This window comes from Anaerotruncus sp. 1XD42-93, assembly GCF_009917605.1.
In the GTDB taxonomy this organism is placed as follows: Bacteria; Bacillota; Clostridia; order Oscillospirales; family Ruminococcaceae; genus Anaerotruncus.
The window spans coordinates 1-12,742 of record NZ_QZEG01000005.1; the positions used below are offsets into that span (position 1 = coordinate 1).

Annotated in this window: 11 protein-coding genes; 8 read left to right on the forward strand and 3 right to left on the reverse strand. The window is 58.0% G+C overall.

What is annotated here, in order from left to right; genetic code table 11:
- Nucleotides 1-94: 94 nt before the first annotated feature.
- The 3 genes from D5269_RS03075 to D5269_RS03085 form a co-directional block, all read right to left on the reverse strand.
- Nucleotides 95-787 carry an ATP-binding cassette domain-containing protein gene (locus tag D5269_RS03075; protein ID WP_016317644.1) on the reverse strand — a complete coding sequence of 231 codons (693 nt, stop codon included), beginning with the start codon at nucleotides 785-787 and terminating at the stop codon, nucleotides 95-97.
- Between the two features lie 159 nt (nucleotides 788-946).
- The gene (locus D5269_RS03080; RefSeq protein ID WP_161910930.1) at nucleotides 947-2,824 is read right to left on the reverse strand and encodes an alpha-amylase family glycosyl hydrolase; all 1,878 of its coding nucleotides are present in this window, start codon (nucleotides 2,822-2,824) and stop codon (nucleotides 947-949) included.
- A gap of 90 nt (nucleotides 2,825-2,914) precedes the next feature.
- Nucleotides 2,915-5,314 carry a glycogen/starch/alpha-glucan phosphorylase gene (locus D5269_RS03085; RefSeq protein WP_016317646.1) on the reverse strand — a complete coding sequence of 800 codons (2,400 nt, stop codon included), beginning with the start codon at nucleotides 5,312-5,314 and terminating at the stop codon, nucleotides 2,915-2,917.
- Nucleotides 5,315-5,848: 534 nt separating this feature from the next.
- Between D5269_RS03085 and D5269_RS03090 the strand changes: the two genes are divergently transcribed.
- From D5269_RS03090 to mreD, 8 genes are all read left to right on the forward strand, one after another.
- Nucleotides 5,849-6,214, forward strand: a complete 366-nt coding sequence (locus D5269_RS03090) for a cell division protein ZapA (protein ID WP_016317647.1) — start codon at nucleotides 5,849-5,851, stop codon at nucleotides 6,212-6,214.
- Nucleotides 6,211-8,289 (forward strand): U32 family peptidase, encoded by a 2,079-nt coding sequence (locus tag D5269_RS03095; RefSeq protein ID WP_120482649.1) that lies wholly within the window; start codon nucleotides 6,211-6,213, stop codon nucleotides 8,287-8,289. The genes D5269_RS03090 and D5269_RS03095 overlap by 4 nt, the downstream gene beginning before the upstream one ends.
- A 50-nt stretch (nucleotides 8,290-8,339) precedes the next feature.
- Entirely contained in the window at nucleotides 8,340-8,786 is a 447-nt protein-coding gene (gene dut / locus D5269_RS03100) for a dUTP diphosphatase (protein WP_016317649.1), read from the forward strand.
- 19 nt (nucleotides 8,787-8,805) lie between these two features.
- Nucleotides 8,806-9,099: a DUF4321 domain-containing protein gene (locus D5269_RS03105; RefSeq protein ID WP_120482646.1), complete on the forward strand. Its 294-nt coding sequence runs from the start codon at nucleotides 8,806-8,808 to the stop codon at nucleotides 9,097-9,099.
- Nucleotides 9,080-9,655, forward strand: a complete 576-nt coding sequence (locus D5269_RS03110; protein WP_243126574.1) for a Maf family protein — start codon at nucleotides 9,080-9,082, stop codon at nucleotides 9,653-9,655. The genes D5269_RS03105 and D5269_RS03110 overlap by 20 nt, the downstream gene beginning before the upstream one ends.
- A 293-nt stretch (nucleotides 9,656-9,948) precedes the next feature.
- Nucleotides 9,949-10,965 carry a rod shape-determining protein gene (locus tag D5269_RS03115; RefSeq protein WP_031220009.1) on the forward strand — a complete coding sequence of 339 codons (1,017 nt, stop codon included), beginning with the start codon at nucleotides 9,949-9,951 and terminating at the stop codon, nucleotides 10,963-10,965.
- A gap of 373 nt (nucleotides 10,966-11,338) precedes the next feature.
- Nucleotides 11,339-12,193 (forward strand): rod shape-determining protein MreC, encoded by an 855-nt coding sequence (gene mreC / locus D5269_RS03120; protein WP_016317653.1) that lies wholly within the window; start codon nucleotides 11,339-11,341, stop codon nucleotides 12,191-12,193.
- On the forward strand, nucleotides 12,183-12,704 hold the full coding sequence (gene mreD / locus D5269_RS03125) for a rod shape-determining protein MreD (protein WP_016317654.1): 522 nt from the start codon (nucleotides 12,183-12,185) through the stop codon (nucleotides 12,702-12,704). The genes mreC and mreD overlap by 11 nt, the downstream gene beginning before the upstream one ends.
- Nucleotides 12,705-12,742 lie beyond the last annotated feature (38 nt).

Genomic DNA, 12,742 nt, shown 5'->3' on the forward strand with positions numbered 1-12,742 from the left:
GCGCGTTTTTCGGGTGAATTGCCGCGAAGCGGCAAGAGGGGGCTTTTTGCAAGTGAAAAAGCCCCCTTGCACCAATAAAATGCCGAACAGGTTCTTAGGCACCGGGGGAAAGGTAGCGGTCCTCTGCAACCGTCCCGTCGATCATCCGGACCAGATGCTGTGCGGTGTGGGCGATCCGGTCATCGTGCGTGATCAGGATGATCGTCCGCCCGTCGGCGTGCAGCGCCCGCAGGATTCCCATGACTTCTGCGCCCGAAGCAGAATCGAGGTTCCCGGTGGGCTCATCGGCAAGCAGGATGGGTGGACGTGCGGCGATGGCGCGGGCAATCGCGACCCGCTGCTGTTGGCCACCCGAAAGCTGGCCGGGCCGATGCCTGATGCGGTGGCCGATGCCGACCTGTTCCAATGCAGAACGGGCAAGCTCCCGCCTTTGCCGCGCAGGTATGCCGCGGTAGATCAGAGGAAGCTCGACATTTTCCAGCGCATTCAGGCTGGGGATCAGGTTAAAGCCCTGAAAGATAAAGCCAATCCGGCGGTTGCGAATCCGGGCGAGGGCGGTTTCCGGGATATGGGAGACGTCCTCACCGTCCAGCAGGTATTCCCCGCTGTCGGGAAGGTCGAGGCAGCCGAGCATATTCATCAGGGTGGACTTCCCAGAGCCGGACTGCCCAACGATAGCGACAAATTCGCCCGCTTCAACCCGGAGGGAAACACCCCCGAGCGCGTGGACCTCTTCGGCCCCGGTGCGGTAGACTTTAGACAGGTTACGAATATCGACCAAAGGCATAAACATCCCTCCAGGAATAGTTTGCGCAGAAAAAGCGGGAGGATGCATGGGGCCGGGAAGGGCATATAAAAAAGCAACATCGGCGCCGATTCCACGCAGGATAGGCACCGATGTTTTTGGAAAAAGGCCAGGATTTCAATCAAGATACCCGGCAAAATTTTAAAGGTCAGGGGGGCAGGATTCGCTGACAAGGATGACATAGCCGTAAGGGGCGAGCAGATTGCCATCAAGGCCGCCGAACAGGACTCGTGCAGAACGCTCGAACTCTCCCGGCAGAGGGATTGCAACCGGGCGATGGGTGCGGTTCACCGCAACATAGAACGAGCAGTCCTCGCAGTCCCGGACAAAGGAAACAGCATCCTGCGTGAACGAAACGGCCCGGTAACCGCCGGACGAAAGCGCCGGATATTCGGTCCGGATTTTCCCCAGCGTGCGGAAGGTTTCGATCAGCTCCTTGTCCTCCCGCCCCCAAGGATAACAGGTGCGGTTGAACGGATCTTTATAACCATAAAGCCCTGCCTCATCCCCGTAATAGAGGCAGGGGATTCCCGGCAGCATATACTGGATGATCGAAGCGAGCCGGAATAGTTTTTTGCCAAGGTCGTACTGCCACTCGTTCAGCGTGTTGTTGTGCCCCTGCCAGATGCGGTCGTTGCGTCCGATCGGTTCCCCGCCGAGCACAGTGATCGCCCGTTCGACGTCATGGGTCGAAAGCGAGGTCATTAACACATCAAGTACCGGCTTGGGGTAGTGCTCAAGGATACTCAGGATCGTATGATGGAGGTGGTTGCTGTCGCCGTTGCGGATATAATTGAGGATTGCGTCCCGGAACGGGTAGTTCATGACCGAGTCGAGCTGATGGCCGAGCAGATACCGCCGGCGCACGCCGTACGCCGACTTGTTGCTTGCATCCTCCCAGACTTCCCCGATGACAGCGGCCTCCGGGTCAAATCCCTTGATGCTGGCGCAGATTTTATCCAGGAATTCGTCCGGCAGCTCATCCGCAACATCCAGGCGGTAGCCGGAAATCCCCAGATTCAGCCATCTGCGAAGGACGCCATTTTCCCCGCAGATAAACTCGCTGTAGGAGGGGTCCCGCTCGTTTAGGTTGGGCAGCGTTTCAAATCCCCACCAGGAGTTGTACTGGGGCCACTGGGTAAACTCATACCAGCTGTGGTAGGGGCTGTTGTAATCGTTGTATGCGCCCCCATCCCCATAGCGGCGGTTGCGGTTGAAATAGATGCTGTCGCTGCCGGTGTGGTTGAACACACCGTCGATGATGACCGCAATTCCCATCTTTTTGGCCTGGGCACAGAGGGCCTGCAGGTCCTCCTCATCCCCTAGGAGCGGGTCGATCTTCTCGAAATCGGCGGTGTTGTACCGATGGTTGGAGTGGGCTTCAAAGATGGGGTTGAGGTAGAGACAGGTCACGCCGAGCGAGCGCAGATAGGGGAGTTTTTCGGCAATTCCCGCGAGGTCGCCGCCAAAATAGTCCGAATTGGTGACCTCTCCATTCTGATTCGGGAGGTATTCGGGCAGTTCGTACCAGTTCTGGTGTATCCAGCGGTCGGAAGGCACATTTTGTTTCTCCTTGGCGGATTTACAGAACCGGTCAGGGAAAATCTGGTACATCACCCCGGATTTCAGGAAATCGGGGGTTTTGAGGTTCCGGTCGTAGACGGTGAGCTGCCACATGTCATCCCCATGTAGGGCAAGTCGGCCAAAACCGTCAGGGTCCCGGACGATCCGCGCCTGCCCATTTATGCCGGAGACTTCAAACCGATAGAAATAGAGCTGCGGATTCGAGGATTTGAAGTCGCAGCGGTAGGTGTTGACCACACCGTCGCTTCCCGAAAAAACCATCGGGACCCGCTCGGGGCAATCCCACTGGTCGGCTTTGAACATCAGCAGGCAGGGAGCATCCAGCTGGGAGGAGATGGGCAGAAAAACGCGGAAGGTGACGATCTCGTCAGTTGGGACCGCGCCAAACGGGGTTTTACATCTGGGGTCGCGGCTGTCAAACATGGATGGAAGCAAATTATCAGCTCCTTTTTAGAGAAAGAGCGCCCACCCGTAAGGGAGGGCGTGGGGAAACCGGCGGCAGGCCAACCCTGCCGCCGGATATTTTTACAGATGCCAGATTTCACGCATATAGTCCTGAATCGCGCGGTCGGCACAGAAGAACCCGGAGTTCGCAATGTTATAAAGCGACATCCGCTGCCACGCCTGCGTGTCGGTATAGATGGCGGAGGCGCGCTCCTGAATGTTGCGGTAGGAATCAAAGTCGGCCAAAACCATGTAGGGGTCATCGTACCGCAGGGAGTTTGCGATATTGGGGAACTGCTGCCCGTTAAATCCGCTCATGAGCATGTCGATCGCCCGGCGGATGTCATAGTTATTCTGATAGTAGATATTCGGGCTGTAGCCATTCTGTTTCATACGGGCGGCTTCGGACGTGGTCAGGCCGAAGATCAGGATATTGTCCTTGCCCACGCAGTCGCCGATTTCGACGTTTGCGCCGTCATAGGTGCCGATGGTGATTGCGCCGTTGAGCATTAGCTTCATATTGCCGGTACCACTCGCCTCGGTGCCTGCCAGCGAGATCTGTTCCGAAATTTCGGATGCAGGCATCAGCAGCTCCGAGATGGTGACACAATAGTTCTCGAGGAATACGATCCGCAGCTTGTCGCGCACCGCCGCATCCGCCTCGATGACATCGCGCAGGGTACAGATGAATTTGATGATCTGTTTGGCCAGGAAGTAGCCCGGGGCGGCCTTCGCACCAAAGATGTAGGTTTTGGGCACAAAGTCGGCGTTCGGATGGTCCTTCAGCCAGAGGTACTGATGGAGGATATGCAGCGCATTGAGGTGCTGGCGTTTATATTCATGCAGCCGCTTGACCTGTACATCAAAGATCGAATCGGTGTTCAGAGCGATCCCGGTGGTATCCAGCACATGTTTGGCCAGCCGCTGTTTGTTTTCGAGCTTGATGGCGGCGAGCTTCTCGAGCACCGATTTATCGGAGGCATACCGTTCGAACTCCTTGAGCTGGGACATATCCCGCAGCCAGCCTTTGCCGATCGTCTCATAGAGCAGGTTGGTCAGGCCGGGGTTGGATTGGTAGAGCCACCGGCGGGAGGAGATGCCGTTGGTAACGTTCTTGAATTTGTAAGGGGTGAGCTGATAGTAATCCTGGAACACACTGTCCTTGATGATCTGCGAATGCAGCTTGGATACGCCGTTGACGCTGTGGGACGCGATCACCGAAAGGTTGGCCATCCGCACCTGGAAATCGTAAACAATACGCATCCGGTCGATGTCATACTGATCGTAGGATTTCTGGCGCAGGTCCTCGCAGAACCGGCGGTCGATCTCACAGACAATCTGGTAGATTCTGGGCAGCAGGTTGCGGAAGATGTCCTCGTTCCACTTCTCAAGCGCCTCGGGCATGACCGTGTGGTTGGTATAGGCAAAGGTGCGGGTAACAACATCCCACGCCTCGTCCCAGCTGAACCCGCAGTCGTCGAGCAGCACCCGCATCAGCTCGGGGACTGCAAGCGCGGGATGGGTGTCGTTGATCTGGATGGCGTTCTTTGCGCCAAGGTTGTCAAGGGTGCCATAGAGGGTGATGTGCCGGCGGATGATATCTGAAATCGAGGCCGCAACCAGGAAATACTGCTGTTTCAGGCGCAGCATCTTGCCTTCCATGTGGTTGTCGTTCGGGTAGAGCACCTTGGAGATCGCCTCAGCCGCGGAAGCCGCACCCATCGCGTTGATATAGTCGCCCCGGTTGAACGACTCCATGTCGAACCCCGGGCTTTGGGCCTTCCAAAGACGCAGAATCGCCACGCCCTCGCCCTGGAAGCCGGGGACGTACATATCATACGGAACCGCGTAGATCGTCTGGTAATCCACATGGTTGATCGTGTGGTGGCCGTCCTGCCAGCCCTCCTCGATCCGGCCCCCGAAATGTACCGGGACCGTACGGTCGGGTTTGCTGGTCAGCCAGACCGAACCGCCCGGCAGCCAATAGTCCGGGGTTTCGGTCTGCCAGCCGTCGATGATCCGCTGCTTGAAGATGCCGAATTCGTAGAGGAGCGAATACCCCATTGCCGAGAGGTTCTCGGTGGCCATCGAGTCGAGGTAGCAGGCTGCAAGCCGCCCCAGGCCGCCGTTGCCAAGGCCGGCGTCCGGCTCCAGCTCGAAGATCTGCGCGATGTCCACGTCGAGCTGCTTGAGCGCTTCGGACATTTCATCCTGAATGCCGAGGTTGTAAAGGCTGTTTTTGAGCGAACGTCCCATCAGGAACTCCATGCTCATATAATAGACCTTCTTGGTGGCGACAGAGTTGGCGTGCGCGTTAAATACCTTATACCGTTCGGTGAGAATCCGACGGATCACCCGGCAGACCGCTTCATAGTAGGCGTCATCAGAAGCGAGCTCCGGTTCAATGAGCATTTCATTCTTGATCGTGTCAAGAATCAGCTTTTTCAGAGTGGAAGCGCTGTACTGGTCTTTCGTTTCCATTTTGGTAGCCTCCTGTCAGTTCGAGGATTTCGTTTGCATAAAATCAGACAATAGCTATATTATACTGCAAAAACGCAGATCTTGCAAGTATAGATCTGGTAAAAAACGGGCGTTTTTCTCTGATTTACAGGTTGTTTTCGGAAGGACAAGCCCCAAAGAAAGATGAAAATTTTAAGAAGCCCTCTTTTTTCACACAGAAAAATGTATTATAATGGGGGAAAAGGGGGAGGACGCAACTTCCCAGTGCGGACAGGGCCTGTTATCATCGTCATCAGGTATGTAGTGCGTGCGGACGGATTTGGCCTGCCACTAAAAAACAACCGATTGTTTTTCAGTGTTTTGGTTTTAGAGATAACAAAGGGGTTGGCGGATTTTTCGCAGAACGATGGAAGGCTGCGAAGAGAAATACCGGGATACCGGATGGGCTCCGGGCAGTTCGCCGCCGCGCCAGAAGCCGCCTTGTGCAGAAAAGGCGGTGGTTCCGGCTTTTCAGGCAGCCCCTTCTGCAAAAAGAGCAATGGAGGAGCAAACAGGATGAATGGGATCAACAGCGTAAGAATCACCGTCAACGGGGTGAACTATACGATCAATACCGTAGAGCCGGAGGAGTATGTACAAAAGCTGGCGGATGAGCTGAACGGGGCGGTTAGCGAGATACGCGATAAAAACAGCACGATCTCGTTCAACGACATCATGGTGCTCTGCGCGATCAACTATATCGACGCCTACAAACGCAGCGAGGAAAACGCCGACCGGATGCGCACGCAGATTTCGGAGTATCTCGAAGATGCGGCCAAGGCGCGGATCGAGCTGGACGAAGTCAGGCGGGAAAATGCCCACCTGCGCCGCCAGCTCAGCGGCAAGGAAACCAAAGGCCAGATCAAGGACCCAAAAGCATGAGCCGGATCGAGATACTTGCCCCGGCCGGGAGTCCGGAGAGCCTGCGCGCGGCGGCGGCCTGCGGTGCGGACGCGGTCTATCTCGGGATTGATGTGCTCAACGCCCGCCGCAATGCGGCAAATTTTACGCGGGAGAACCTTGCGGAAACGGTCCAATACTGCCATATCCGGGGTCTGAAGGTCTATCTGACGCTGAATATCATCCTGTTGGAGCAGGAGCTCCCCATGCTGGTGGAGGTCGCCCGCGCCGCCTGCGAGGCGGGCGTGGATGCGGCGATCGTACAAGACCTGGGCGCTGCCGCTCTGCTGCGGCGCTGCTGTCCCGGCCTGCGGCTGAATGCGTCCACCCAGATGGCGGTCCACAACCCCGAGGGTGCCCGCCGGTTGGAACAGCTCGGCTTCTCGCGGGTGGTGCTCGCCCGCGAGTGCTCCAGACAGGAGATCGAACAGATTGTCCGCGCAACCTCTCTCGAGGTCGAGGTGTTTGTTCACGGGGCGCTCTGTATGTGCGTTTCGGGGCAGTGCTACCTTTCCTCGGTGCTGGGGCAGCGCAGCGGCAACCGCGGGCTTTGCGCCCAGCCCTGCCGACTCGGGTTTGAGACCCGCGCGAGCAGCCACGCGCTTTCGCTCAAGGATATGAGCCTGATCGAGCGGATCGGCGAGCTGGAAGCGCTGGGGGTGCGTTCGGTCAAGATCGAGGGGCGGATGAAGCGTCCGGAGTATGTCGCGGCGGCGGTCACCGCCTGCCGGGATGCGCTCGAAGGGCGTCCGATTGATCTTGAGGGATTGCAGTCGGTATTTTCCAGAAGCGGATTTACAGATGGTTATTATACGGGCGTCCGGAGCCTCGATATGTTTGGTATCCGGGGCAAGGAGGATGTAACCGCAGCGGCCGGGGTGCTTGGGCGGCTCGAGACCCTCTACACCGATCCCCGCAGGCAGGTGCAGAAGGTCGGGATTGGGCTGGATTTTTCCATGCAGGCGGGGGAGCCGTCGGTCCTGTCGGTGGCCGACTGCGATGGGAACACAGTCCGTGTCGAGGGGGAATCCCCGCAGGCCGCTCTCAACAAGCCGACCAGCCCCGAACGTGCGGAGGCCAGCCTATCCAAAACGGGCGGAACCCCCTACCGGGTAGAGCGGGTCAGCTGCGCGATCGGGCCGGGGCTGATGCTGCCCGCCGCAGCCATCAATGCGCTCCGCCGGGAGGCGCTCTCCCGGCTGGATGGGCTGCGCGGCAGGGCGCGGACGGTCCCGTTCGACCCGTCGGGCATCGAGCTGCCCGCGGCTCCGGAGGCTGCGGTACCGTCCATCCCCGCTTTGCGCGTCCGGCTCAACCGGAAAGAGCAGCTTTCGGAACCGCTCTGGCGGGAGGCCGGGCTGGTCACCCTGCCGGTCCCTGAGCTGGTGGCGCTGTTTCGGGCGGGTCAGGTGCCGGAACCACTGGTGGACAGGCTCTGCGCCGGGCTGCCTCATATCCTTTTTGAAGGGCAGGACACGCTCCGCAGTCAGCTTGCCGAGCTGCGGGAATACGGGGTGCGTCATGCCGGGGCGGGCAATCTGGGGAGCCTGGAGATTGCATCCGGATGCGGGTTTGTCCTGCATGGGGAGGCGTTCTTCAACGCTGCCAATTCGGAGACGGTCGCCGCGCTCGCCCGGATGGGGCTTGCCGATCTGGAGCTTTCGTTCGAGTTGAGCCTTGACGCAGCCAGACGGCTGCGTCATCCGCTCCCGCTCGGGCTTACCGCTTATGGAAGGCTGCCGCTGATGACCGTCCGGAACTGTCCGGTACGGGTTTCTGCCGGATGCAGGCGGTGCGGGGAAGGTGAAAATTTCGTCACCGACCGCAAGGGAAACCGTCTGTATGCGTCCTGCGACTACGGGATGACCGAGCTTTATAATCCGGTGCCGCTTTACATGGGCGACCGGCTGGACGAGCTGAGCGGGCTGGGGTTTTACACCCTGCGGTTCACGACCGAGGACGCGGTGGAATGCCAGCGGGTGCTCGACGGGTACCGCACCGGGGACGCTTATCCCGGGAAGTTTACCCGGGGGCTGCTCTACAAGACCATTTTATAGGGGACACACACAAACGACTTGAACAGGATTGAAGGAGACAGAAAAGAACTATGCACTATCCAGGGAATCTCAAACTGATACGCCTGCGCCCCTCGTCGCGGCTCCCATCGCCTGCGACAGAGGGCAGCGCGGGTTATGACCTCTACGCTGATCTGGACGCGCCCGAAGTGATCCTTCCCGGGCAGACGGTGACCATCCCCACCGGGCTTTCGATGCAGATTGCGCCCGGGTTCGCAGGGTTTATATTTGCCCGGAGCGGGCTGGGGGTGCGGCATGGGATCGTGCCGGCCAACTGTGTCGGGGTAATCGACAGCGACTATCGCGGCGAGGTATTGGTCGCGCTTTATAACCACGCGGAACAGCCGTTTACCGTCCAGCCGGGGGATCGGATGGCACAGCTTGTGCTGCTGCCGGTTGCGCTCCCGCAGATTGAAGAATGCCGCACGCTGGAGGAGAGCGTCCGCGGCAGCGGCGGGTTTGGATCAACAGGAAGATGAGCAGAGGGGGCGGTTTGTGATGAGAAAGATGCTGTTGTTTGGGTTTTATCTTGTGGCAGCCGTAGTGGTAGGCGCGCTGCTGGCTGCGGCTGCAACACAGGTCCCGGCGCTGGCTTGGCTTGCGTTCGGCAAAAGCATCGGGCTTTCGGTTGAAAACCCGATGGTGATCGACCTTTCGGTCATCAAGGTTGCGTTTGGATTGGAAGTCGGGATTACGGTGGCGCATCTGCTTTGCCTGATTGCTGCCTTTTTCGGCTATAGATATACGGTCAAGGCGATGGGGTGGATGCAGCATGAAGACAATGAGCGATAAACGGATCATACTTGCGTCCAAGTCCCCCCGCCGCAAAGAGCTGATGGGCCTGTTGTTTCCCCAGTTTGAGGTACAGGCGTCGGATGTGGACGAAACACTCCCGGAAGGGGTATCGCTGGGGCGGGCGGTCGAGCTGCTTGCCCTGCGCAAAGGGCAGGCGGTTGCCGGGGCCGAGCCGGACGCACTGGTAATCGCGGCGGACACCCTTGTGACACTGGGTTCAGTGGTTTTGGGAAAGCCAACCGGAAGGGAGGATGCGGCAAGAATGCTCCGGCTTCTTTCGGGGCGGGTGCATCAGGTCTATACCGGGGTCGCACTGCTTGAAGGAGAGCGGACAAACCGGTTTCACTGTGTCACCGATGTGGAATTTTCCCCGCTCACCGAGGAGGAAATCCGCTGGTACCTCTCAACCGGAGAACCGTTCGACAAGGCGGGGGCCTATGGCATCCAGGGGTATGGCGCGCGGTTTATCCGGGGGGTCCGGGAGGACTTTTTCAACGTAATGGGGCTTCCGGTCAATGAATTATACCGCCAGATTATGCAATTTACCAAATAAAAATGGTCGAAACTTCGGGAATATTAACATTTCACCGGTTGTTCTATCGCGCGGGAAAAGGTATAATATCTGCATGGCAGATCAGGTCGGATTGGGTCCGATCGGTGACAGACGGTACAGTCCGAGAACAAGCGGGGCTGTGTTTTGAGAGATAGCCAATGCGCTTTTCAGGAGGCGCAGGACGCAGGGCGTCCGCTGGCTGGGAAATCCGGAGCAGGGGCGGAGGATCAAAGCGATCCTTCCCGACTGGGCTTGATTATAAGAATTTAAAGGGGATAGGAGCGATGTTTGGTTTGTTTACAAAGGATATTGGAATTGATCTGGGTACAGCGAATACATTGGTTTTCCGCAAGGGAAAGGGGATTATTATGCGGGAGCCGTCGGTCGTGGCGGTCGACACCCGTACAGATACCGTCCGCTATGTTGGTCAGGAGGCCAAAGAGGTCATCGGACGTACCCCCGGCAGCATTGTTGCAGTGCGTCCGCTCAAGGATGGCGTAATCGCTGACTTTGATATCACCGCTTCCATGCTCCAGATTTTCATTAAGCGGGTGTTCAACAACTCGATTTTTGCCCGTCCGCGGGTGATTATCTGCATCCCCTCCGGGGTCACCGAGGTTGAACGCAGGGCGGTGCGTGAAGCGGCGTTTAAGGCGGGTGCAAAGCATGTCTGGATCATCGAGGAACCGATGGCTGCGGCGATCGGGGCCGGCCTTCCGGTTGCCGAGGCGAGCGGGAGCATGGTTGTCGATATCGGCGGCGGCACCAGCGAGGTTGCGGTGATCTCGCTGGGCGGCATTGTTGCGGCCCGTTCGGTTCGCATCGGCGGCGATGCGCTCGACTCCGCGATCATCCAGTATGTCAAGCGCAAGTACAACCTGCTGATCGGTGAGCGTACAGCCGAGGACATCAAGGTGCAGATCGGTTCGGCGTTCCCGTTTGAAGGGGAAGCGAGCATGAATATCAAGGGGCGCGACCTGGGGGATGGGCTGCCCAAAAACATCATGATCACCTCGGAAGAGATCCGGGAGGCGCTTGCAGACCCGCTCGCACTCGTGATGGAGGCGATCCGGATCACCCTTGAGCGCACCCCGCCCGAGCTTTCGGCAGATATCATCGACCATGGCATTACCCTGACCGGCGGCGGCGCGCTTCTGCGCGGCCTGGACAAGCTGATCGAAAAGGAAACCGGGATGCCGGTCTATATCGGGGAAGACCCGCTTGACTGCGTGGCCAAGGGCACCGGCAAGGTGCTTGAAAGCATCGAACAGCTCCACGAGCTGCTTTCGGAGGGCACCCCGAATTATTAAGCGCCGGTTTCGCAGCCTGGAAAAGGGAGCCGTGGGTGCGCCTATGCTTTTGAAGCCCTGACGCCCCAAATACCTGTTGTTTTTTGGATTCTCATCCGGCCCGCGGGCCGCAGTGTTTCGAGGCCAGCCGCCGCAGGAGGCCCCTGTCCTGGGGCCGCGGTATCCGCTGCTCCTCATGGGAGCGTATGTTGTTTTGGATTCCGGACCAAAACAACGCCTATCGGCTTCCTGGATCCTTCTTCAGATCGAAGCGCTTTTTCAGGTGGATTGCCGCCCGACGAGCGGCAGGAGGGGGCTTTTTACGAGAAAAGAGGCGATATGCAGCAGGCCCTGAGCCTGCGGTGCAGGAAAGGCCGGAGAAAGGTTCGTCGTTTTGGAAGATTTCTTTAAAAGTATCAGATTTAAAATATTATTGGGTGTGCTGATCCTGCTGGTATTTTTTATGCTGCGGGCCGCATGGACTGGCGGTGTCGCGCCGATCCTCCCGCAGGCAGCGGGTGTGGTTGTCACGCCTTTGCAGAGGGTGTCCTCCTCGCTCTCCAGGCTTGCGGGGGACTATTTCGTGCGCTATATTGAGGCGTGGCAGACCGCCGAGGAGAATGAGCGGCTGCAAATCGAGGTCAATGAGCTGCGCCAGCAGCTGGTTGAACTCGAAAACTACCGCGAGGAAAACGAAAACCTGAAAGGGTTTCTGGAGATCAAGGAGCGCAACCCCGATTTCGAATTTGAGCCTGCGTCGGTCACTGCCCGCGACCCCAACGACCGGTTTTACTCATTCACGATCGACAAAGGCACGCTGGACGGGGTTTCCCCGAATGATACCGTCCTGACCTCCGCCGGGCTGGTCGGGCGGGTCAAGGAGGTTGGGTTAAACTGGGCCAAGGTGCTGACCATCCTCGACCCGTCGGTCAATGTTGGCGCTTACGACAACCGCACCCGCGACACCGGCATCGTAACCGGGGCGGTTGACCTCGCAGGGCTTGGGAGATGCAAGCTCGCCTATCTCCAGCGGGAGAGCGGCGCGAATGCAGGGGATCTTGTCGTCACAAGCGGGGGAAGCATCTTCCCACAGGACATCGTGATTGGCAGGATCGCCGAGATCGCCTATGAAAAGGGGGAAATTTCCCTCTTTGCGGTCATCGAACCGGCGGCAGATATCCGCTCGCTCACCAGCGTTATGGTAATCAAATCATTCGCCGGGCAGGAGGTCCCCGCTGATGACGAATAAAAAACCGATCTTCGCTGCAAAATACTTTTCGTATATTATATTTATAATCCTCCTTTTTGTATTGCAAACAACCCCCGGATTTTTGACAGTCCTAGAGATAAAACCCAATTTTGTCATCCCAGCGGCGGTCTGCATCGCTATGCGCGAAGGGGAGTTTCTGGGCGGGCTTTACGGGGCCTTCGTCGGGATACTCTGTGACCTCGGCGGATTCAATCTTTTCGGTTTGAACGCTATCCTTCTGCTGATTGCAGGGGTGGCGTGCGGCCTTCTCACGATCTATCTGCTCCAGCCGGGTCTGCTTAATTTTCTGTTGCTGCTTGCCGCAGTGCTGCTCGCCCGCGGCCTGCTCGACTATCTGCTCAATTTCCTGATGTGGGGATATGAAAACGTCTGGATGGTGCTGGCCTACAGGATTTTGCCCGGTATCGCCTATTCGCTGGTTATGGCACCGCTGGTCTACCTGCTTTATGAGAGGCTCTACCGCTTTTTCCAGCAGAAGCTCGAAAGCTAGCGATTGTTTTTAGGAACGATCAGGCGGTTTTATGTTTC